This is a genomic window from Neorhizobium sp. T25_13 (genome assembly GCF_002968675.1).
GTDB lineage: Bacteria > Pseudomonadota > Alphaproteobacteria > Rhizobiales > Rhizobiaceae > Neorhizobium > Neorhizobium tomejilense.
Genome location: NZ_PVBI01000020.1, coordinates 26,303 through 48,544 on the forward strand (window position 1 = coordinate 26,303; position 22,242 = coordinate 48,544).

General features: G+C 63.0%; 23 protein-coding genes and 1 pseudogene. 22 read left to right on the forward strand and 2 right to left on the reverse strand.

The window, feature by feature from the left end; all coding sequences use genetic code 11:
* Positions 1–14: 14 nt before the first annotated feature.
* The 7 genes from C5J22_RS28395 (at position 15) to C5J22_RS28425 (ending at position 8,544) form a co-directional block, all read left to right on the forward strand.
* Positions 15–446, forward strand: a complete 432-nt coding sequence (locus C5J22_RS28395; protein WP_105440979.1) for a helix-turn-helix domain-containing protein — start codon at positions 15–17, stop codon at positions 444–446.
* Between the two features lie 276 nt (positions 447–722).
* Entirely contained in the window at positions 723–1,838 is a 1,116-nt protein-coding gene (locus C5J22_RS28400; protein WP_172746806.1) for a helix-turn-helix transcriptional regulator, read from the forward strand.
* 153 nt (positions 1,839–1,991) lie between these two features.
* The gene (locus C5J22_RS28405; protein WP_105440981.1) at positions 1,992–3,953 is read left to right on the forward strand and encodes an acyltransferase family protein; all 1,962 of its coding nucleotides are present in this window, start codon (positions 1,992–1,994) and stop codon (positions 3,951–3,953) included.
* Positions 3,954–4,050: 97 nt separating this feature from the next.
* Positions 4,051–6,477, forward strand: a complete 2,427-nt coding sequence (locus C5J22_RS28410) for a heavy metal translocating P-type ATPase (protein ID WP_105440982.1) — start codon at positions 4,051–4,053, stop codon at positions 6,475–6,477.
* On the forward strand, positions 6,474–6,899 hold the full coding sequence (cueR, locus tag C5J22_RS28415) for a Cu(I)-responsive transcriptional regulator (protein WP_105440983.1): 426 nt from the start codon (positions 6,474–6,476) through the stop codon (positions 6,897–6,899). Before C5J22_RS28410 ends, cueR begins: the two co-directional genes overlap by 4 nt.
* Positions 6,900–7,195: 296 nt before the next feature.
* A complete protein-coding gene (locus C5J22_RS28420) occupies positions 7,196–7,396 on the forward strand; it encodes a heavy-metal-associated domain-containing protein (RefSeq protein WP_105440984.1) in 201 nt (66 codons plus the stop codon).
* A 92-nt stretch (positions 7,397–7,488) separates the two neighbouring features.
* Positions 7,489–8,544, forward strand: coding sequence for a type I restriction endonuclease (locus C5J22_RS28425; protein WP_172746807.1), 1,056 nt, complete (start codon positions 7,489–7,491; stop codon positions 8,542–8,544).
* Positions 8,545–8,659: 115 nt separating this feature from the next.
* On the opposite strand, the gene C5J22_RS28430 is transcribed toward C5J22_RS28425, so the two are convergent.
* Complete coding sequence (locus C5J22_RS28430; protein WP_046668488.1) at positions 8,660–9,289, reverse strand: outer membrane protein; 630 nt, start codon at positions 9,287–9,289, stop codon at positions 8,660–8,662.
* A gap of 206 nt (positions 9,290–9,495) precedes the next feature.
* Between C5J22_RS28430 and C5J22_RS28435 the strand changes: the two genes are divergently transcribed.
* From C5J22_RS28435 to C5J22_RS28450, 4 genes and pseudogenes are all read left to right on the forward strand, one after another.
* A complete protein-coding gene (locus tag C5J22_RS28435) occupies positions 9,496–10,884 on the forward strand; it encodes an MFS transporter (RefSeq protein ID WP_172746808.1) in 1,389 nt (462 codons plus the stop codon).
* Positions 10,885–10,955: 71 nt separating this feature from the next.
* Positions 10,956–12,443 (forward strand): YdiU family protein, encoded by a 1,488-nt coding sequence (locus C5J22_RS28440; protein ID WP_105440986.1) that lies wholly within the window; start codon positions 10,956–10,958, stop codon positions 12,441–12,443.
* 277 nt (positions 12,444–12,720) lie between these two features.
* A complete protein-coding gene (locus tag C5J22_RS28445) occupies positions 12,721–13,287 on the forward strand; it encodes a hypothetical protein (protein ID WP_245440571.1) in 567 nt (188 codons plus the stop codon).
* A gap of 460 nt (positions 13,288–13,747) precedes the next feature.
* Positions 13,748–14,953 (forward strand): annotated as a pseudogene (locus C5J22_RS28450) (DNA-packaging protein); the annotation flags it as partial.
* Between the two features lie 28 nt (positions 14,954–14,981).
* Here the strand turns inward: C5J22_RS28450 and C5J22_RS31965 are convergent.
* Positions 14,982–15,107 carry a hypothetical protein gene (locus C5J22_RS31965; protein WP_256386184.1) on the reverse strand — a complete coding sequence of 42 codons (126 nt, stop codon included), beginning with the start codon at positions 15,105–15,107 and terminating at the stop codon, positions 14,982–14,984.
* Between the two features lie 158 nt (positions 15,108–15,265).
* On the opposite strand from C5J22_RS31965, the gene C5J22_RS28455 reads away from it, so the two are divergent.
* The 11 genes from C5J22_RS28455 (at position 15,266) to C5J22_RS28505 (ending at position 22,194) form a co-directional block, all read left to right on the forward strand.
* A complete protein-coding gene (locus C5J22_RS28455) occupies positions 15,266–15,874 on the forward strand; it encodes a hypothetical protein (protein WP_105440988.1) in 609 nt (202 codons plus the stop codon).
* A gap of 71 nt (positions 15,875–15,945) precedes the next feature.
* On the forward strand, positions 15,946–16,260 hold the full coding sequence (locus C5J22_RS28460) for a Dabb family protein (RefSeq protein WP_105440989.1): 315 nt from the start codon (positions 15,946–15,948) through the stop codon (positions 16,258–16,260).
* 39 nt (positions 16,261–16,299) lie between these two features.
* Positions 16,300–17,487 carry a phage portal protein gene (locus C5J22_RS28465; RefSeq protein ID WP_105440990.1) on the forward strand — a complete coding sequence of 396 codons (1,188 nt, stop codon included), beginning with the start codon at positions 16,300–16,302 and terminating at the stop codon, positions 17,485–17,487.
* Between the two features lie 54 nt (positions 17,488–17,541).
* Positions 17,542–17,802 carry a CopG family ribbon-helix-helix protein gene (locus tag C5J22_RS28470; protein ID WP_038541274.1) on the forward strand — a complete coding sequence of 87 codons (261 nt, stop codon included), beginning with the start codon at positions 17,542–17,544 and terminating at the stop codon, positions 17,800–17,802.
* Positions 17,802–18,107 carry a type II toxin-antitoxin system RelE/ParE family toxin gene (locus tag C5J22_RS28475; RefSeq protein WP_046668481.1) on the forward strand — a complete coding sequence of 102 codons (306 nt, stop codon included), beginning with the start codon at positions 17,802–17,804 and terminating at the stop codon, positions 18,105–18,107. Before C5J22_RS28470 ends, C5J22_RS28475 begins: the two co-directional genes overlap by 1 nt.
* Before the next feature lie 222 nt (positions 18,108–18,329).
* Positions 18,330–18,665 carry a DUF6107 family protein gene (locus C5J22_RS28480; RefSeq protein WP_046668524.1) on the forward strand — a complete coding sequence of 112 codons (336 nt, stop codon included), beginning with the start codon at positions 18,330–18,332 and terminating at the stop codon, positions 18,663–18,665.
* A 212-nt stretch (positions 18,666–18,877) separates the two neighbouring features.
* A complete protein-coding gene (locus C5J22_RS28485; protein WP_105440991.1) occupies positions 18,878–19,459 on the forward strand; it encodes an HK97 family phage prohead protease in 582 nt (193 codons plus the stop codon).
* Positions 19,456–20,736, forward strand: a complete 1,281-nt coding sequence (locus C5J22_RS28490) for a phage major capsid protein (RefSeq protein ID WP_105440992.1) — start codon at positions 19,456–19,458, stop codon at positions 20,734–20,736. Before C5J22_RS28485 ends, C5J22_RS28490 begins: the two co-directional genes overlap by 4 nt.
* Before the next feature lie 161 nt (positions 20,737–20,897).
* Complete coding sequence (locus C5J22_RS28495; protein ID WP_105440993.1) at positions 20,898–21,467, forward strand: head-tail connector protein; 570 nt, start codon at positions 20,898–20,900, stop codon at positions 21,465–21,467.
* Entirely contained in the window at positions 21,467–21,799 is a 333-nt protein-coding gene (locus tag C5J22_RS28500; protein WP_371412679.1) for a phage head closure protein, read from the forward strand. The genes C5J22_RS28495 and C5J22_RS28500 overlap by 1 nt, the downstream gene beginning before the upstream one ends.
* On the forward strand, positions 21,796–22,194 hold the full coding sequence (locus C5J22_RS28505) for a DUF3168 domain-containing protein (protein ID WP_105440994.1): 399 nt from the start codon (positions 21,796–21,798) through the stop codon (positions 22,192–22,194). The genes C5J22_RS28500 and C5J22_RS28505 overlap by 4 nt, the downstream gene beginning before the upstream one ends.
* Positions 22,195–22,242: the final 48 nt, after the last annotated feature.

Sequence of the window (22,242 nt, forward strand, 5' to 3'; positions counted from 1 at the left end):
AAAAAGATATCGACATGAAGAATCTTTCCAATCAGCCCTGCCTGATCGCCCGGAGCCTGGCGCTTGTAGGGGACGCGTGGAGCATGCTGATCATGCGCGACGCCCATGCGGGGCTGACCCGCTTCGACGAGTTTCGCAAGAGCCTCGGCATTGCGCCGACCATGCTGACCGGACGGCTTTCAGGCCTGACGGAGGAGGGGCTTTTGGAGAAACGGCGCTATTCCGATCGTCCGCCACGGGACGAATATCTGCTGACCGAAGCCGGCCGCGATTTTCTGCCGGTCCTGTTTGCGATCGGCGCATGGGGACGCAAGCATCGCGGCGGCGGCAAGGTCACCCGGTTCTTCGACGCCGAGACCGGAACGGAGATCGATCCGGTCACCATCGACCGCGCCACCGGCGCTCCGATCGGAACGCGTCCTATCCGGATCGCCGCATCCGAATGAACCGAAACACCGGTTGAAAGCCGAGCCCTGCATCCTGTTGCCGGCGACTGTCCGTTCCTCGCGCGATGCCGGATCGATCGGCCCTGGGGTTAAACCGGCGAGCGAGAAAGGCGCGCGAAGAGGCTCGAAGCACAGGTTTATTACTTGTCAATGACATAAGTTAAGATGGGCTACGCAAGTTTTTCAGGTAATTCTACCAGTATGCCCGGGCCTGCAGAAACGCTAAGATCATGGTGACATTCAAGATTCATTCCGAATTCATTCGATGGCACCTAGATGAATGCAGAAGGCACGCTGGCAGACCGCCTCTACGAGGCAGCCCTGGTTCCTGAGCTTTGGACGGAAACTTGCGAGAGGATAGCATTGGAGGCGGGGTCCAGTACCGCCTCGATCTTCACCATCGACGGCAGCGGCAATCATCGTTACGTCGCCACTCCCAATATCGCCGACGCGTTTGCCGAGTTCGTCAAGAGCGAGCACCGGTTCGACAATGTCCGGCCCGCGCGCGGAATGGAGCGTTCGCCCTTTTCGTTTGTCCGAGTGACCGATCTCCTGAGCGCGGAGGAATTTGCCAATGATGCGATCCAGCGCGACATCATCGAGCCGCACGGCATGCAATGGGAGGCGGGCTGGGCTTTCCAGGAGCCGACCGGGCACGTCATCGTCATCACCCTGATGCGCGCCAAGGGCCTGACGCATTTCTCCGACGAACAGCTGGCCCGCCTCGATCTCCTGAAGCCGGATCTCGCCCGGGCCGCCTACATGGCGTCGCGGCTTGCCTTTTCCGAGGCGCGTTCGATGACCGAGACGCTGTCGCTGCTCGGATTGCCGGCGGCGGTCATCGGCGACGGCGGCCAGGCAATTGCAATGAACCCGGAGATGGAGGCCTTGAGCCCGCGCATCCGCACCGGCGCCGGCGATCGGCTGGTGCTGGAGGGGACGGGTGCCAGTGCTCTCCTCGACGGGGCGATAGAGCACTACAAGGCGCAGGCCACGCCGACCGTGCAGTCGCTGCCGATGGCGGGCCGCGACGGTGCGCCGCCGCTGATCCTGCATCTTCTGCCGATCCGCCGCGCCGCCCGCGACATCTTCTCCCGCTCGATGGCGGTGCTCGCCGTCACTCAGGTGGGGCAGGTCGGCCCACCGGACATGCGGGTGCTCTGCGGCCTCTTCGACCTCACCCCCGCCGAAGCCCGCGTGGCACGCGGCATCGCCATGGCCCAGACGCCGGAAATGGCCGCCGCCGCGCTGGGCATCTCGCTCGAGACCGCCCGCTCGCACCTGAAGAAGATCATGCTGAAAACCGGCACCACCCGCCAGGCGGAACTGGTGCTGCTGCTTTCAGGCTTGAACGCGCCGAGCTTCGGCGGGGGCGGTCGACCGGAGCCGTGAACGCCTCGCAAAGTGCGTTCGGGTTAAATTGGCCACATTCCTTTGCTGGATGACGTGCACGCATGTGCGAAGTCGCAATTGGCTCAGGCAGGAGCGAGTGCAATCGATCGATGCGCTCGGCTGTCGTGAATTGATGCCGCATTGGGTTGTAGAATGAAATACAGACCGGAAATCGACGGCCTGCGGGCCGTCGCTGTGGTTCCTGTCCTTATATTCCACGGTGGTTTGGGTTTCCGCGGCGGATTTGTCGGCGTCGACGTCTTCTTCGTCATCAGCGGTTATCTGATTACATCGATCATGTATGGCGAAGTCGAAGCGCGGAAATTCAATATCGTCCGCTTCTACGAGCGGCGCCTGCGACGGATCATTCCAGCGCTTGTTTGCGTCTGCCTGGCTTGTCTGCCCTTTGCATGGGCATGGATGCTTCCCTATGAGCTGCGCGACTTTGGTCGCAGCCTCTATCAGGTAAATCTGTTCGTTTCGAACTTCTATTTTTGGAGTAAAACCGGCTATTTCGATGCAAGCAACGACCTGAAGCCGCTTTTGCATACGTGGTCCCTCGGCGTAGAAGAACAGTTCTACATCATATTTCCTGTTGTTCTCATGGCGCTGCGCCGGTTTCGTCGCCAGTTCGTTCTGGCGGCGATCCTCCTGTTGAGCGCAGCGAGTTTCCTTGCCACGCAGGTCGTGCCGCTATTCGATCCTGCGGCGAATTTCTATCTTCTGCCCACGCGCTTCTGGGAGCTTGGCGTCGGCGCCAGCATCAGCCTGGCGAATTTCGATCGAGAAAAGGCCCGCCACGGCGGTGTGGCGGCGGCTTGCGGTCTCGCAATGATCGTCCTGTCCTGCTTCTTCGTTGAAGGCGGACCGTATTATCCCGGCTGGCAGACGCTGCCCGTGGTGGTCGGAACCGCGCTGGTCCTTCTATTTTCATCCTCGGAGAATCTCGCTGGACGGCTTCTTTCCGCAAGAGCCTTGGTCTTTGTCGGTTTGATCAGTTACAGCCTCTATCTCTGGCATCAGCCGGTCCTCGCCTTCGCGCGCTTGCGACTGTTCACGGATGACCTGAGCGCTTCAACGTCCGCTCTTCTGCTTGGCGTCACGGCGTTGCTTGCGGTTGTGAGCTACTATCTCGTCGAGCGGCCGTTTCGCGACGGCAACCGCGTCGGCACAAGGGCTTTCGTCACTCTGGCCGGGGTTACGGGAGCCGCCAGCATCGCTTCCGGGATCATGTTCGAAATGACCGACGGCGCTGCGTTCAGGTCGCCGGGTCTCTACGAGATGACCGAGGTGAGCAAAGGTCTGAGCGAAAACTGTAACGGCGAGATGGCGCCCGAATGCTCCACGTCCGATAATCCGGAGATCGCGGTGTGGGGGGATTCCTTCGGCGCCCACCTCGTGGAAGGAATCCTGGCCTCGGCCCCCGATGTCAAGCTCGTGCAGTTCACCAAAAGCCTTTGCGGACCGTTCACCGACATTACCTACCCGGTTACCAGCGACGGTCGCAGGTCGCCCGAAGGCTGCCTGTCCTGGAACACGGACGTCCTCGACGCCATGGCGGCAACCAGGACGCTTCGATACGTCGCGATAGGCGTCAATCTCGATATCTATACGGAAACTGAAACGTTCGTTCGGAAGGATGGACAGAGTGTACCGGCAAGCCGGGCGCTGCTTCTGGACAACTTTTTAGCGTCCTTGTCCGGCCTGCGGCAAATGGGATTGAGCCCGGTGGTTTTCGCGCAACCTCCGCAGACGGGCACCGATGTCGGCGGTTGTGTTGCTCGTTCGCGATTGCTGGGCATCGCGGCAGACCGCTGCGATCTGTCTGCTGACGACGTGAACCGGCGAGGCCGCGTTGCGAAGGATATCGTGAATGTCGTGGCGCGGGACTATCCGGTGATCGATCTGGGCACCGGCCGGTGCAACGGCACGACCTGCCGGGTTTCCGAGGATGGCGTCTCCCTTTATGCGGATGCGGGACACTATTCTCAGGGTGGAATACGGCTGCTCGGAAAGAAGTACCATCTGTACGATCTTATCGTGAAAGCGGCGACTGAGGGCTGTGGTAATGGCCCTGTCCCCGCTGCCCGACCCGCCGGTTTTTGCCGCCCTTGAGAATATCCACAAGTACCCCTTGACCTTCCCATGATGGGAAGCTCCACATAGGGCGGGACAGTAAAACATCCCGACAAAAAAAGGGGAGATTGCGCCCATGAACCAGACCGTCAAGCCGATCCACAAGGCCGAGCCTTTTACCGTTCCCGTTGAGGGCATGACCTGCGCCTCCTGCGTGCGCCGCGTCGAGAACGCTGCCGCCAAAGTGCCGGGCATCGACAGGAGCGCCGTCAACTTCGCGACCAAGAAGCTGACGGTGGAATCGGCCGAGGGCTTTTCGCCGGAAGAGCTGACGAAGGCGATCAGGAAGGTCGGTTACGAAATCTCGCCCGGCGCCATCGACCATGCGATGCGCGAGGCGGGCATGATGCCGCCTGTGGCGCCGACGGCGCATGCCGGGCACGAGCACCACCACGAGCACCACCACGGGCATTCCGCACCGGAAGCCCACATGGACCATGCCGCCATGGGGCACGACCAGGCGGGCCATGCCGGCGGGCATGACCACATGCATATGCACCAGGGCGAGGAGGGCGTGCTGAAGCGCGACCTGGCGATCGCCTTCGTGCTGACCCTGCCGCTCTTCGTGCTGGAAATGGCAGGCCACGTCTACGATCCGTTCCACCACTGGCTGATGGGCGTGATCGAGACGCAGAACCTTTATTATCTCTATTTCGCACTGGCGACGGTGGTCGTCTTCGGGCCCGGCTTCCGGTTCCTGAAGCTCGGCCTGCCGGCGCTGCTGCGCGGCGTGCCGGAGATGAATTCGCTGGTCGCGGTCGGCGTGCTGGCGGCCTATGGCTATTCGCTGGTGACGACGTTTGCCCCGGACCTGCTGCCGGAAAGCGCGCGCTTCGTTTATTATGAAGCTGCCACGGTGATCGTCACGCTGATCCTGTTCGGCCGGCTGCTCGAGGCCCGCGCCACGGGCCGCACCGGCGAGGCGATCGAGAAGCTGAGCCGGCTGCAGGCGAAGACCGCCCGCGTCGAGCGCGACGGCAAGCTGCTGGACATCCCCGCCGAACAGGTGGTCGCCGGCGACGTGCTGGTGATCCGGCCGGGCGAGCGTATTCCGGTCGACGGCACGGTCATCGACGGCTCCTCGAATGTCGACGAATCGATGATTTCGGGAGAGCCGCTGCCGGTCGAAAAGGCGGCCGGCGCAACCGTGGTCGGCGGCACGATCAACAAGACCGGCTCCTTCCGTTTCCGGGCCGACAAGGTCGGCCGCGATACGATGCTGGCCCAGATCATCCGCATGGTCGAACAGGCTCAAGGGTCGAAACTGCCGATCCAGGGGCTGGTCGATCGGGTGACGGCCTGGTTCGTGCCGGCGGTGATCGCGCTGGCTGTTCTCACCTTCGCCGTCTGGTTATTCGTCGGCCCCGAACCGGCGCTCGCCCATGCGCTGGCCAATGCGGTCGCCGTGCTGATCATCGCCTGCCCCTGCGCCATGGGGCTTGCCGTGCCGACCTCGATCGTCGTCGGCGGCGGCCGGGCGGCAGAGCTCGGCGTGCTGTTTCGCAAGGGCGAGGCGCTGCAGGAGCTGCGCAATGTCCAGCTGGTCGTGTTCGACAAGACCGGTACAGTCACCAAGGGCCGGCCGGAACTGACCGACCTAGTGACGGGCCAAGGTTTTGCCGAGGACGAGGTGCTGGCGCTGGTCGCGAGCGTCGAGGCGCAGTCGGAACATCCGATCGCCGAGGCGATCGTCAAGGCGGCCGAAGCCAAGGGGCTAACCGTGCCGAAGGCGGAACGCTTCGCGTCGGTGACCGGCTACGGCATCGAGGCGGAGGCGGGCGGCCACAGGATATCGGTCGGCGCTGACCGGTTCATGGAAAAGCTGGGGCTTTCGGTCGAAACCTTTGCGGAAGCCGCCGCCCGGCTTGGCGACGAGGGCAAGTCACCGCTCTATGCCGCTGTCGACGGCAAGCTGGCCGCCGTGATCGCGGTTGCCGATCCCCTGAAACCCTCGAGCCGCGACGCGATCAAGGCGCTGCAGGCGATGGGCATCGAAACGGTGATGGTGACCGGCGACAACCGCCGCACCGCGGAGGCGATCGCAAGACAGGTCGGCATAGACAAGGTCGTGGCCGAGGTCCTGCCGGAAGGCAAGGTGAAGGCGATCCACGAGATGCGCTCCGGCGGCAAGAAGCTCGCCTTCGTCGGCGACGGCATCAATGACGCGCCGGCGCTCGCCGAAGCCGATATCGGCATCGCCATCGGCACCGGCACGGACGTGGCGATCGAAAGCGCCGACGTGGTTCTGGTCGGCGGCGATCTGTCCGGCGCCGTTTCGGCGATCGCCATGAGCCGCGCAACCATGACCAACATCAAGCAGAACCTGTTCTGGGCCTTCGGTTACAACGTAGCGCTGGTGCCGGTTGCGGCCGGCGTACTTTACCCCGCCTTCGGCTGGCTGCTGTCGCCGATGATCGCCGCCGGCGCCATGGCACTGTCGAGCGTCTTCGTGCTCGGCAACGCGCTGCGGCTGAAGGCGGTGAAAGTGGGAGAAACCAGATGAATATCGGCGAGGCTTCGAATGCGTCCGGCGTTTCGGCCAAGATGATCCGCTATTACGAGGAGATCGGCCTGATCCGCCCGATGGGCCGCACCGGCAACAATTACCGGGTCTATGGCGATGAGGAGGTGCATATCCTGCGCTTCATCAAGCGCGCCCGCAATCTCGGCTTTTCGCTCGAAGAGGCCGAGACGCTGCTGAAACTCTGGCAGGACAAGAGCCGCGAAAGCGCTGCCGTCAAGGACGTGGCGACCGCCCATATCGGCGATCTCGAACGACGCATCGCCGAGATGCAGGGCATGCTGAAGACGCTGAAACACCTCGCCAACTGCTGCGGCGGCGACAACCGCCCCAACTGTCCGATCCTCGATGATCTGGCGGGAGATGGGACAGTGGCTCCAGCGAAGAACAAGATTCATGCCTGAAAATTTTGCGTGGGAATGCCCCTCATCCGCCTGCCGGCACCTTCTCCCCGTCTTGACGGGGAGAAGGACGCAAACCGCCCGTTCACCGCTCTTTCCGAGACGAGAATATGAGACATACGCCTGCTGCCTCGAGGTCAGGGGAAGCCGGCACGGCGTATGTCCTTCTCCCCGCGTGCGGGGAGAAGGTGCCGGCAGGCGGATGAGGGGCATTCCCACGCGACTGACATGCCAGCCACACACTTGACCTTCCCTCCACGGGAAGCTGCACAACACACACGTCGAACAAGGAGATTCCGATGACTGCGATTTTCACCGTGCCGGACATGACCTGCGGCCATTGCGAAAAGACCGTCCGCGGCGCGCTGGCGGAAGCCCTGCCGGGCGCGGCGGTAGCGATCGATCTGACGGCCAAGACGGTGGCGATCGAAGGCGATGCGGCGAAGGCCGAAGAGGCGATCCGCGAGGCGGGGTATTCGCCGGAACTCGTGGCTGCTTGAAGTCGCAGTCGAAGCATTTCTACTCATGCGAGTGACGCCTTGACGGCGGGTTGAGCTTGGGCCACCCTACTCTGATAACGGGTAGGGGAATCATGAACACAATCGAAGAAAGCCTCCGCGCCATCGCTGAGCGCGTGAAATCACACTCAAGCACGATGGCGACGGAAGAGGCGGTCAAAACGGCTGTCGTGCTGCCGTTTCTGCGGGCACTTGGCTACGATGTCTTTGATCCCACCGAGGTGGTTCCGGAGTTCATTGCGGACGCGGTGGGAAAAAAGGGAGAAAAGGTCGACTACGCAATCAAGATGGATGGGGAGATCCGGATACTGATTGAATGTAAGCCGATCTCCGTCCCTCTGGACAAAAAACACCTCGATCAACTCTATCGCTATTTCAGTGTGACGAGTGCGAAATTCGCCATCCTGACGAACGGCAGGACCTTCAATTTCTATACGGACCTAGATGCGCCCAATAAGTTGGATATTCGCCCGTTTTTCGTATTCGACATCACCGATTTCAATGCCGGTATCGTCACTGAACTCAGGAAATTCGAAAAAGCGTCCTTTGACGTCTCGGCCATTCTGGCGACCGCGGAGCGGTTAAAATATACTTCCGGCGTCAAGCAGGTGATTTCCAAACTGATTGAGGATCCTTCCGATGAATTTGTGCGGATGGCCTCTTCCGGAGTGTACGAAGGGCGCATGACGTCTCAAGTGCGCGAGATGTTTACCGGTATCGTCAGGGCAGCGTTCCGTGAAGTTATCATGGATACCGTGAAAAGCCGTCTCTCCAGCGCTCTGGCGGATACCGAACAGGTCATCGAAAAGATTGACGAGCCGGTAGAAGAAGAGCCGGATGTCGTGACAACGGAGGAAGAGCGCGAAGGTTATATGATCGTGAAGGCGATCGTGCGGGACACGATCAGCCCGATCCGAGTGGTGATGCGAGACCAGAAGTCATATTGCGGCATCCTTATTGACAACAACAATCGAAAACCGCTTGCGCGCCTGTGGTTCAATCGGTCCGTCAAATACATTGGCCTTTTCGACGGAGAAACCGAGGAACGTTTAATCGTCGATAGCCTCGACAAGATATATGACTATTCCGACCGCCTTCGTGCAGCAGCCAAGCGTTATGTCGAAGCATAGATAGGCAACCTGGGCACGGTGCTGGCACGCCCCTGAGGAAGCCGGCCGCCCCTCTCGAAATCTTGCTCCACCTTGTCGCAAGGTGGAGCGTTGAGACGTATCCCGAAGCCGCAGCCTAGAACTTCACGCCGATGCCGACGTTGATCACGTGCTGGCTGAAGTCGAAATCGGCGCCTGCGAGGCTGCCGTTGCCGAAGTCATTGTAACGGTATTCGAGGCGGCCGAAGATATTGTCGGTGAAGGCGTAATCGACGCCGGCGCCGACGGTCCAGCCGTTGAGCATGTCATCGTCGTCAAAGCCGCCGCCGTCGATATGGGCGGTGGTGGCCGTCCAGCCGGCTGCCGCGAAGATCAGCGCCCGGTCCATGGCGTAACCGACACGGCCGCGAACCGAACCGGAGAACCCGGTGTCGACGTCGATGCCGCCGGCATAGCTGTTCTCGTTCCAGTCGTAGTTGACGTCGCCTTCGATACCGGCCACGAAACCGCTGGAGAACTGCCAGTTATAACCGACGAAGCCGCCAAGCCTCCAGCTGTCGAAATCGTCCGAACCGCCGCCTGGGGCATCACCGTCGCCCCAGGCATATCCCGTGTGGGCACCGATATAGGGGCCGTTCCAGGAGAATACGACGGGCGTTTCGACGGCTTGAGGAGCCTGCGGGATTTGCTCGACGGCGTCGGCTGCGTAAGCAACGGAAGAGGCGGTCATGGCGGCCGACGCTGCAAGGATGAAAAGAGCCTTCATGGATATTCCCTCCGATTGGTTGGCAAAAACGCAAATAGAGCGGTTTGCTTGGAAAGCTGTAGCTAAAATACAACATCGGAAAAAATCTGCAATTACGCCTTAAGATACTGAAAATGCGTAATTTTAATTTTCGGCTCATCCCTTGACCTCAATCATGGTTGAGGTTGTAGCGTCCCCGGGACTGAAAAACGGATAAGAGGCAGGGCGTGTTGCAGGATATCAATGTGGGCTGGTCGAGGCTTCTCAAAGGCCGCGAAGGGGCGATGCTGGGGTTGATCTCGGCGGGGATCGGGCTGCATGCCTTCAACCAGTTCGCAATCGTCGCGGCGCTGCCGCCGGCAGCAAGAGAGATCGGCGGCACGGGTTATTTCAGCTGGGCCTATACGCTCTATTTCCTCGGCTCGATAGCCGGCGGCACTGGTGCTGCGGCGATGCGCGACCGGTTCGGCGCGCGTTTCATTCTGCTTCTTTCGGCGCTGGTCTTTGCGGCCGGCGGGCTGCTGGCGCTGTCGGCGCCGGCCTTTTCCTGGATCATGGCCGGGCGCCTGCTGCAGGGCATTGCCGACGGGCTGATCGTGGCGATCTGCTACAGCCTCATCCCGGCCAACTTTCCCTCCGCGCTGATCGCAAAGGTGTTTGCGGTGGAAGCGATCGTCTGGGCGGTGGCGGCAATTGCCGGGCCATTGGCGGGCGGGCTTCTGACCGAGGCCTATTCCTGGCGGGCGTCTTTCCTGGCCGTCTCGCCGTTCGTGCTGCTGCTGGCCGTGTTTGCGCTGACCGCGAAGGTGAGGGTGACGGAGGCGGCGCCGGTGCCGCTCTCCGCCGCCACCATTTCGCTCTGCCTGGCCGCTTCCTTCGTCCTGTCGCTGTCGTCGGTGGTGACCGGAGGGGCGATGCAGGCAGTGGCGGTGGTGGCAGGGGCGGGCCTGTTCCTGCCGGCGCTGAAGCTCGACGGGCGGATCGGGCCAAGGCTGTTTCCGGAAGGCGCCTTCCGGCTCGGTTCGGTTCTCGGGCACGGGTTCTGGGTGCTGTTCCTGATGTCGGCGAGCCACTCGGTCGGCAGCGTTTACCTGGCGCTGATGATCGACGCCGTCTTCGGTTTCCGGCCGGCGGTGGTCGGTTATCTGGTGGTGACCATGGCGCTCTCCTGGAGTGCTGTCGCCGTGGTCGCGAGCAGGATTACGGCGCTTGCTCCGCGGCATCGGTGGATGCGCGCAGGCGCATTGTTTCAACTGGCCGGTTTCCTCTGCCTCGCGGCCGCGTTCGCGAGCGGCTCGCTGGTGCTGCTGCTGGCGGGCCAGGTGGCGATCGGTACGGGCTTCGGCGTCGCCTGGGCAAGCGTCAACCAGGCGGCGATGGAAGCGGCAGCAAGGCAGGAGCGCGATCTCGCAAGTGCCTTGCTGCCGACGATTTCGACCGCTGGTTATGCGATCGGCGCGGGGATCGCCGGGATGATCGCAAGCGCGACCGGCCTGGTCTCGGCGTTGGAGAACGGCGAGGCCGGCGGGCCGGCCCTGTGGCTCTACGGGACTGCGGCTGCCGGTGCGCTGCTGACCTTCCTCCTCGACTTCGGGGTGCGGCTGACCAAGGCTTGAGCGGCGCAACAAAAGCGCATTTCGCTTGTTCGGCGGGACAGATTTCCCATATTTGAAGAAAAGGTCGCCGCATCCCGGCGGCCAAAGGAGTCCTTGCCGTGTTCCAGTTCGACAATTCCTACGCCCGCCTGCCGGACAGGTTTTTCGCCTCCGTCTATCCCGAGCCGGTGGAGGGGCCGAAGCTTCTGAAATTCAACGCGGAACTGGCAGAGGAGCTGGGCGTCGAGGCGGATTTTTCCGATCCCGCCCGGCTGGCGGCGATTCTTGCCGGCAATGTCGTGCCGCCCGGCGCCATGCCGATCGCCATGGCCTATGCCGGCCACCAGTTCGGCAATTTCGTGCCGCAGCTCGGCGACGGGCGGGCGATATTGCTGGGCGAGGTCGTCGACCGCAACGGCAAGCGCCGCGACATCCAACTGAAGGGCGCCGGACCGACGCCCTATTCCCGCAGAGGCGACGGACGTGCGGCTTTGGGACCGGTGCTGCGCGAATATATCGTCTCCGAGGCGATGAATGCGCTCGGCGTGCCGGCGACACGGGCCTTGGCGGCTGTCGCGACCGGCGAGCAGGTGTATCGCGAGACGGTGGAGCAGGGCGCGGTGTTCGTGCGCGTCGCGGCAAGCCATGTGCGGATCGGCACCTTCCAGTTCTTTGCCGCCCGCGGCGACAATGACGGGATCAAATTGCTCGCCGACTACGTGATTGAGCGGCATTACTCGGAGCTGAAAACGACGGACAAACCTTATCTGGCGCTACTACAGGCGGTGGCGGGGCGGCAGGCGGATCTGATCGCCCGCTGGATGGGTATCGGTTTCATCCACGGGGTGATGAACACCGACAACATGACGATATCAGGCGAGACGATCGATTTCGGGCCTTGCGCCTTTCTCGACGAATACGACCCGATGAAGGTGTTTTCCTCGATCGACCAGGGCGGCCGTTATGCCTATCGCAACCAGCCGGGCATCGGCCAGTGGAACATCGCGCGGCTGGCGGAATGCCTGCTGCCGCTGCTGGACGAGGACGAGGAAAAGGCCGTGGAAGCGGCAAATGCCGTGCTGAAAGCGTTCGGCGAGCGGTTCCAGAAGGAGTGGATCGGCGTTTTCCGCGCGAAGATCGGCCTTGCGACCGAGGCTGACGGCGATGGCGACCTGATCCAGGCGCTGCTGGCAGCCATGCACGAGGGGCAGGCGGATTTCACGCTGGCCTTCCGGCGGCTTGCCGACGCGGCGGAGGGCCGGGAAGAGGCGTTCCTCGAGTGTTTTGCCGATCCCGACAAGGCGCAGGTCTGGCTTGCGGACTGGCGCAAGCGGTTGACCACGGAGGCACGGCCGGCCGGCGAATTGGCTGCCGCCCTGCGCTCGGTCAACCCGGCGGTCATTCCCCGCAATCACAAGGTCCAGGAAGCCCTTTCGGCCGCCAATTACGGCGATTTCAGTTTCTTCGAACGGTTGCTGGAGGCCCTGGAAAAGCCATTCGAGGAGCGGCCGGAATTCGTAAGCTACATGCAGCCGCCGAAGCCTGAGGAGCGGGTGACGCAGACGTTCTGCGGGACGTAATCCGCCCGTAAATTAATTGTTGCTAATTAGGAAAATAGTCCTTGACGGCGTGACGGTTGTTTGATAGGTTCTAGGCACAGTCGAAGAATTGCGCCGGTGGATAGCCGGTGGCAAGGCTTCCAGTCAAATTGGCCCGGTCCCAAAGCCGGGCCTTCTTTTTATCTCGACAATCGGCAGCGGGGACGCGCAGCGACCGGAAACGGGCGCGGCGGGATTTTCTGCGCCGAATTTTTGGCCGTCATTTTGGCTCCTATTTTGGCCCCCGGGGATATCCCAGATGGATGAATTCGAGACGTTCGATCCGGCGCTTTTCGGGCTCTGGACGGAGGCGCCCGTCTATGGCGATGCGGTCGTCATGGACGATTCTGTGCTTTCGGACGCGGTGCGCGGCGTGCTGCTGGAGATCAAATCGGCCGAAGGCGCATTCTCTCCCGGCGAGGAACTGCTGCGGCTCTTGAACGAGATGACAGTCGAGATGCGCGACCAGTTTTCGACCTTCCGGCGGATGCGGACGGCGGCGGAGGCGGCGCTCACAGATGGCGACGACGCGGCCCAGAAACTGGCGCGTGCCGACGTGAAGGCCGCGACCGACGCCATGTCGCTGATCGTCCGCACGCTCGAAAAGGTCGACAGCCTGCAACGCCAGCTCGCCCGCGACCGCGACGAGGCCGCCGAGCGCGATGCGGACGAGGGTGGGTATGAGGAGGCCGTGCGTGAGGTCGAGGAACTTATCGAGCAGCGCGCCCAGGAGCGTTTTGAGAAGCGCTGTCTCGCGGCCGGTATTGATATCGGTGAGCCCGGCAGTGCGGGAGGGGATCGAACGGCATCGCCTGACACCGGTTGAAGACGTTGTCGAAGCTGGGACGATCAAAACGCTGGCTGAATACGGGGAAAAGATGGACCGGATCAGCAGCTTGCGGGCTCAGATGAATGGAGCAATGGCAAAGGGTTATGCGGTGCTCGCTGAGCCTGGCTGTGATGAAGGGTCGGCCGAAACGACTGTTATTGAGGTCGGAGCGGGCGGGTGCATCGAACTCCCTCTTCTCCCCAGCGGAGAGAAGTCCCGAGCGAAGCGAGGGGATGAGGGGGTCGGCGACGCTGGAGCGGTCGATCTGGTGGACCGAGGAATGCCTGAAATGGAAATGGTGAGCGGAAAGGTAGCTTCGCCCCCCTCATCCGGTCCTTCTGACCACCTTCTCCCCGCCGGGGAGAAGAGGGAGCTCGTTGAACCGTCGTCGTCCTCAGTAGATTCCTCACGCAAATGGCGTGATAGCACCAACTCACGTCATTCCTGCGCCGTAAGCCGGGACTGGCGCCATGCCGGCCGCCGCGACCAAAAGCCGCCCGAGGGCGATTGGCGCACCTGGTTGATCATGGGTGGGCGCGGCTCGGGCAAGACGCGGGCCGGCGCGGAGTGGATCCATGGGCTCGCATCGGCCGGCAGCAGGTCGGATCTCAGGATTGCGCTGGTGGCGGAAACGCTGGGCGATGCCCGTGAGGTGATGATCGACGGGGTTTCCGGCATCTGCCGGATTGCCCGAAGCAAACGGCCGGATTTCGAAATTTCGCGCCGGAGGCTGGTCTGGCCGAACGGGGCGATCGCGCAGATCTTTTCCTCGGAAGATCCGGAGAGCCTGCGCGGGCCGCAGTTTCATTTCGCCTGGTGCGACGAGCTCGCCAAATGGCGGCATGCGGAGGAAACCTTCGACATGCTGCAGTTCGGGCTGCGGCTCGGGGCCGATCCGCGCCAGCTGGTGACGACCACGCCGCGGCCGGTGCCGATCCTGAAACGGCTGATCGCCGATTCCGGCACGCAACTCGTGCGGATTTCGACCCAGGCCAATGCCGGCAATCTTTCACCCGGCTTCATTTCGGCGCTGGAGGCGCGTTACGGAGGAACGAGGCTCGGACGGCAGGAACTCGCCGGCGAACTGATCGAGGACCGCGAGGACGCCCTGTGGAAACGGGCCGACCTCGAAGCCTTCACGATCCGCTTTACCGGTGCGCTCCGGCGCATCGTCGTCGCCGTCGATCCGCCTTCGGGTTCGGGCGAACATTCCTGCTGCGGCATCGTCGTCGCCGGATTGGAAGCGAGCGGCCGGGCGGTTGTGCTGACCGACTGTTCGGTCGAGGGCAAAACCCCGGCCGGCTGGGCGAACGCGGTGGCGCGCGCTTATGCGCGCTTTCAGGCGGACCGGGTGGTGGCCGAGGTGAACCAGGGCGGCGAGATGGTAACGGCGATGCTGAAAAGCGTCGACGCGGCGCTGCCGGTGACGATGGTGCGGGCGACGCGCGGAAAATTCCTGCGCGCCGAACCGGTGGCCGCCCTCTACGAACAGGGACGGGTAGCGCATGCCGGGCGGTTTGCCGAACTCGAAGACCAGATGTGCGATTTCGGTCCGGACGGACTGTCTTCAGGCCGTTCGCCCGACCGGCTTGATGCGCTGGTCTGGGCGCTGACGGCGCTGATGCTGGAAGGTCATGGAGAGCCGCGCGTGCGCGGTGTTTGAGCGCGGCTCGCTATTCAGGCGATGATGATCAGCGCGGGGCAACCGGCTTCGGCTGGGCGCTTTCGCGCATCTGCTTCCATTCGGATTCGATCCGCTCGACGACATGCTGCGGGATCGGCTTGGAAGGGGCGGCCGGTGCGGGCTGCTGCATCATCATGATCTCCTGTTGTTTAGAAAGCGGACCTGAACGTCGTGTAGAGCCGTTGGTTCCACATCATTAGAAAAAAGTAAACTGCCGCCTAAGGGCTTAAAACGATTTAGTTTTTCTAAACCGATTGAAACCCTGTGACGCGGTATGGGAGTAGGCTCCAGATGGCTCACAACCGGCATACTTTCTTTGATTTGGTACGGACGAAGCTCTTCAAGGGCCGACTCGTCGCCGCCCAAGTGGAGGGGATGACGGCGATTCTCGACGCTTGGCGGGAAAGAGACGGCCAAGGTGAGGCGCAGCCGCTTTCCTATGTGCTGGCGACCGCCTTTCACGAGACGGCCGCCACCATGCAGCCCGTCCGGGAAACCCTGGCGGCCAGCGACAGGTCGGCGATCACGCGGCTGGACGAGGCTTTTGCCGCGGGCCGGCTCGGGTCGGTGAAGACGCCCTACTGGCGGCCGGACGCGGAAGGAAAAAGCTGGCTCGGCCGCGGACTGGTGCAGCTCACCCACAGGCGGAACTACGAGGCGATGTCCGCTGTGACCGGTATCGACCTGGTGGCCGATCCGGGCCGGGCGATGGAAATGCCGGTCTCGGTGGCGATCCTGATCGAGGGCATGCGGCGCGGCAGTTTCACCGGCCGCAAGCTCGGCGACTATTTCGGGCAGGGGCGAGCCGAGTGGGTGGGCGCCAGGAAAATCATCAACGGCAACGACCGGGCGGACCTGGTGGCGCGGCATGCGCGGGTGTTCGCCGAAGCGCTGCAATAGGCCGCGCAATAGGCCGCATTGTCGCCGATGGCAGCCCGTGATAGCGAGGCCTCCGCTTTGCTGGAGGTTCCATGATACGCCATATCGTATTTTTCACGGCGCAAACGGGCGAGATCGAACGGGTACGGGCAGGTCTTTCCCTGCTGACCGGCAATCCGCATGCGCTGACCCTGGAGATCGGCACCAACGTGAAGAGCGACCAGCTCGGCAACGAGGTCGACCTGGTGGTCTACGGCGAATTCGAGGATGCGGCGGCGCTGGCCGCCTACAAGGCACATCCGGTCTATCAGGCCTCGATCGATATCGTCCGCCCGATCCGCGAAATGCGCATTGCGGCCGATTTCGACAGTCAAAGTGCGGTGAAATCGCCCCTGCCGCTTCCCTGAAGCGGGCCCTGGCGCCCGCGAGCGAAAAGGACAGTCACGATGAAATCTCCATTCCGGCGCCCGTGGTTTTCCACGGGTGGGCGACAGACCGTGCCCGAAATCCAGGGAACCGATATCCAAAGGGCCGAGACCAAGATGGCCTCCGGTTTCGCGATCGTGTCTGGCGAGGGAGCGGCGCAGTGGTCGGGGCGGTCCTATGCGGCGCTGGCGCGGGCAGGGTTCATGAAGAACCCGGTCGCCTATCGGGCGGTGCGGATGATCGCCGAAGCCGCCGCAGCCGTGCCGTGGCTTGCCTATGACGGTGCGACGGAGCTTGCCGAACATCCGGCGCTGGCGCTCTTGGCGCGGCCGAACGGCCGGCAGGGCGGGCCTGACTTTTTCGAGGCGCTCTACGGGCATCTTGCGCTTTCCGGCAATGCCTATGTCGAGCCGCTGTCGATCGGCGGGGACTTGCGCGAACTGCATCTGCTCCGGCCCGACCGGGTGAGCGTGGTCGAGGGCCGCGACGGCTGGGTGGCGGGCTACGACTATCGCGCCGGCGGCACCACGCGGCGGCTACCGGCCGAGAGCGATGGCATCGCGCTGCTGCATCTGAAACTGTTTCATCCGCTCGACGACCATTGCGGTTTTCCGCCCCTCGGGGCGGCGGGTGCGGCACTCGACCTGCATAATGCGGCCGCAAGCTGGAACAAGGCGCTGCTCGACAATTCCGCACGGCCTTCCGGCGCGCTGGTCTACCAGCCGAAGGATGGCGGCAACTTGTCCGTCGACCAGTACGAGCGGCTGAAGGACGAGCTGGAGGCGGGTTATTCCGGCGCCGTCAATGCCGGCCGGCCGCTGCTGCTGGAAGGCGGTCTCGACTGGAAGGCGATGGGTCTGTCGCCGAAGGACATGGATTTCATCGAGGCCAAGAACGGCGCGGCACGCGACATCGCACTCGCCTTCGGTGTGCCGCCGATGCTGATCGGCATTCCCGGCGACAACACCTATGCCAACTACCAGGAGGCCAACCGCGCCTTCTACCGGCTCACAGTGCTGCCGCTGATCTCCCGCACCGCGGCGAGCTTTTCTGCCTGGCTGTCTGAAGCTTATGGGGACAGGCTGCGGCTGGAACCGGACCTCGACCGGATCGCCGGCCTTTCCGCCGAGCGCGAGGCGCTGTGGGCGAGGGTCGGGGCGGCGGCGTTCCTGAGCGACGAGGAGAAGCGCGAGGCAGTGGGGTATTAATCTGTAAGCAACGGGTGTAGATTGTAATACATCGTATTACAAATGGAGGCTCTGATGGCCAAGCCCGTTCTTTCAGACCCGATCACGCTGCGCCTGCCGCTCGACATCCTTGAGGACATCGAGAAGATCGCTGAGACAGCGGACAGAAGCCGATCCTGGGTGATCGTCCGTGCGCTGAAATATTATCTGATGGCAGAGGGAAGCGAAATCCTAAGCATCCAGCGTGGCAGGGAGGATATCGAGGCCGGGCGCTTCGTGGAGGCGGAGGAGTTTTTCACCGAGCTTGACCGTCTCAACCGCGAGGACGCCGCCTGATGAAGGTGTTCCTGTCGGAAGAAGCGATACGCTACGTCCAACGGGAAAGGGCGTATCTTGCCCAATTCAGCCGACGGGCATCCATTGCCTTTTCGGAACAGGTCAAGAGGGCGGCACGGTTGATTGCGGATCATCCTCGTGTCGGGACCGCTGTGGCGCCGGTCGAAGGAATTCGCCGTTTCGTATCGGCGCCCTATCATCTGGACTATGTCATCGAGGCGGATCGGATACTGATTGTCTCCATCATGCATGCGCGGCAGGGGCCAGCGGATCTCGAAAAGGACGAAGACGACGACTTCGAATGAAATCGTCGAGGAGGCACACTTCCTGCAGGTCTGCTGAATCGGTCTTCGAACTCACTCAACTTGCGAAGTGCCGGACTCAACTTCGCAGCAGGTAGCGCCAAGCGATTCTGAACATTCATGGAAACTGGATCCGCCGACCCTGGGTCGAGCGCGGAACGGCTGGTGCATGGCAGCAGCGCCGTTTGGTCCATATGCGTGCATCATAAACAAGAGAGATTAAAAATGGCTGATCTCGGAAACGATCCGGGCGCCCTGGCCGGCATCTGGGCTGCCAAGGCGGTGGGCGCCACGGCGGGAGCCGGCGTGTCGCTGATCTATCTGCTGCCGAAGAGCCGCCGCGAGGCGGCGAGCCGGTTTCTGACGGGCCTGAGCTGCGGGATGATCTTCGGCGGCCCGACCGGGCTTTGGCTGGTGGAGCGACTTGGGATCGGCGGAGAGCTTTCCGGCGCGGAAGTGATGCTGACGGGGTCGGCGGCGGCCAGCCTTTGTGCCTGGTGGGTGCTCGGCGCGCTGGCGAGGATCGCTGTCAGATATGGGGGACGGGGCGGCGGGGCTTAACTTCGGTCTTCGCCCGGAGCCCCTCATCCGCCTGCCGGCACCTTCTCCCCGCATGCGGGGAGAAGGAAGTACGACGCGCCCGTTTCCCTCATCTCTGACGCCGTTGGCATGCCAGGGCGTCACCGCGTGTTCCTTCTCCCCGTGACAACGGGGAGAAGGTGCCGGCAGGCGGATGAGGGGCTGGCTCCAATTCAATCGCTAGGAGAATACCAATGCACGCTTATCGCGGGCCGCGTCCGACTGCGCGCAAATTTGCCAATCTGGAACTCGCAGGGCTCACCGGCGACGGGGTGTTTTCCGGTTATGCCAGCGTCTTCGGCGAGGTCGATCTCGGCAAGGATACGATCGAGCGCGGCGCCTTTCGCAATTGCCTCTTCGAGCGTGGGGCGATGGGGGTGCGGATGCTCTATCAGCACGACCCTTCCGAGCCGATCGGCGCCTGGCGGACGATCCGCGAGGATGCCCGCGGGCTGTATGTCGAGGGCATGCTGTCGCCGGGCGTCGCCCGCTCCCGCGAGGTGCTGGCGCTGATGAAATCGGGCGCGCTCGACGGGCTGTCGATCGGGTTCCGCACGGTCAAGGCCCGCACCGACGCCAAGACGGGCGTGCGCAAAATTCTCGAGGCAGACCTTTGGGAAATCTCGGTGGTGACCTTTCCGATGCTGCCATCGGCCCGGGTCTCCAACGTCAAGCATGCGCGGTTCTTCCGCGACAGGGAAACCGAACTCGTCCGCCAGATGCGGCGGGCGGCGAAGATGATGATGAAATCAACCTTCAAAGGAAAAGCGATATGACCGAGCAGGCGAGAACGATGGCAAGCGTGGCGCCCGAAGTGAAAGCCCCCGAAGTCAAGGGAATGCCGGAAACGGTGACGGCGGCCTTCGACGAATTCATGGAGGCGTTCGAGGCCTTCAAGGAGGTCAACGACCGGCGCCTCGGCGAGATCGAGCAGAAGCTGACCGCCGATGTCGTGACCCGCGACAAGATGGACCGCATCAACCGCGCCGTCGACGACCAGAAGAAGATGCTCGACCAGCTGGTGCTGAAGAAGGCCAGGCCGCAACTCGGCCGCGGCGGTTCGGAGCTTTCGGCCGAGGCCGTGGAGCACAAGGCGGCCTTCGACGCCTATGTGCGGCGTGGCGAGGAAAACGGTCTGCGCGAGCTGGAGGCCAAGGCGTTTTCTTCCGGGACGGGAGCCGATGGCGGTTATCTCGTTCCGCCGGAAACCGACACGGAAATCGGCCGGCGGATTTCGGCGGTCTCGCCGATGCGGGCGCTCTCGACCGTGCGCACCGTGTCCTCCGCCGTGCTGAAGAAGCCGTTCGCGGCGGCCGGCCTTTCGACCGGCTGGGTGGCCGAGACCACGGCGCGGCCGCAGACCAACACGCCGCAGCTCACCGAACTCTCCTTCCCGACCATGGAGCTCTACGCCATGCCGGCCGCGACGCAGTCGCTGCTGGACGACTCGGCGGTCGATATCGAAGCCTGGATTGCCGGCGAGGTGGACATCGTGTTTGCCGAGCAGGAGGGCGACGCCTTCATCCGCGGCGACGGCACCAACAAGCCGAAAGGATTTCTGTCCTATCCGACGGTGGCGGAAGGCTCCTGGAGCTGGGGCAATATCGGCCATATCGCCACCGGCGTGGCGGGCGGCTGGAAATCGACCGGTCCTTCGGACACGCTGATCGAGGTCATCTATGCGCTGAAGGCCGGCCATCGCCAGAACGGCACGTTCATGATGAACCGCAAGGCGCAGGGCGACATCCGCAAGTTCAAGGACGGCGACGGCAACTATCTCTGGCACCCGCCGGTATCGGCCGGCCAACCGGCCTCGCTGATGGGCTTTCCGATCGCCGAGGCCGAAGAGATGCCCGACGTGGCGGAAAATTCGCTCTCGATCGCGTTCGGCGATTTCCGCTCCGGTTATCTCGTCGTCGACCGGGCGGGCGTGCGCATCCTGCGCGACCCCTATTCGGCGAAACCCTATGTGCTCTTCTACATCACCAAGCGCGTCGGCGGCGGGGTGCAGAATTTCGAGGCGATCAAGGTAGTGAAGTTTGCGGCGGCATAATTCGGCCTCCGTCATCCTCGGGCTCGACCCGAGGATCCAGCCTTTCTAGCGTGGCGCCTCTCCGCATTGATACCCATCGGGTTCGGCCTGGATCCTCGGGTCGAGCCCGAGGATGACGGAGTATGCGGAGCCGGCGTCGGCCAAGCTCTCCAAGGATCCCCATGACCTACGCCCAAACCACTCCGCCTTCCGCGGAGCCCCTGACGCTTGCCGAGGTGAAGGCGCATCTGCGTCTCGATGGAAGCGATGAGGATGCGCTGCTGGCCTCGCTGATCAGCACCGCCCGCGAACACCTGGAGCGGGAGACGGGGCTTTGCCTGATCTCTCAAGCCTGGCGGCTCTATCTCGACCGCTGGCCGGCGGACGGGGTGATCCGGATTTCGAGATCGCCGGTGCAAGAGATTCAGAACGTTACGGTTTACGACGCTGACGGGACGGCGCTTGAAGTTCCACTGGAAGATCATCTGCTCGACGGCAAGGGCCGGCCGGCGCGGTTGTGGCTGCGACACCCACCGGCGCCGGTCCGGTCGGTCAACGGCATCGAGATCGACTTTTCGGCCGGTTTCGGCGAGGCGGGCACCGATGTGCCGGACACGCTGAAACGGGCGATGTCGATTCATATCGGCCACATGTTTGCCTTCCGCGGCGTCGTTTCGTCCGAGAACCAGCCGGCCGGCATCCCCGACGGCTACGAGCGGCTGATCGCGCCTTTCCGGATGCGGAGGCTCTGATGGTCCTGTTCTTCGATCCGGGGTTGATGACCGCAAGGCTCGACCTCGAGGCGCCTCGGACGGTGCCGGACGGGCAGGGTGGCGCGACGGTGGTCTGGGAGGTGACGCTCTCGCTCTGGGCACGGATCGAGCCGGTTTTGTTCGTGGTAGCCGAACAGGCGGCCGCAGAGGCCGGCACCATCAGCCACCGCATCTGGGTACGGTTCCGCGACGGCATTTCAGCCGGCCAGCGGTTTCGCAAGGGCGCGCGGATCTTCCTGGTGAAGCTGGTGCACGATCCAGACGAGACGCGGCGCTATCTCGTCTGCCAATGCGAGGAGGAAACCCGATGACGGCGGGAAACGCGCTTCTGCAGGCGATCCATCAGACGCTTGCCAATGATGCGGCGCTGGCCGCGATCGTCGGCACGGACGGCATCCGCGACCGGCTGCTGCCGCGGGCAAAGCTGCCCTGCGTGGTGTTCGGCGAGATGGAGACACGGAATTTTTCGACCGCCAGCGAGGCCGGCGAGGAACATCTTCTGGTTCTGGAAATCTGGTCGGATGGCGAGGGACGGCGGCAGGCACAGGAGATCGCCGGCCTGGTGCACGCCCTGCTGCACGATGCGGCGCTGGCGCTGGAGGGTGCGGTGCTGGTGAACCTGCTGCAGGTGGGCACAAGGACGCGGCGGGAGCCGAAGACGAAGTTCTATCTGGCGGAGATGCGGTTTCGCGCGGTGACGGAATAATGAAAGCCTGATCATTGAATATTTCGCCGGAGATGTATATACAATGTA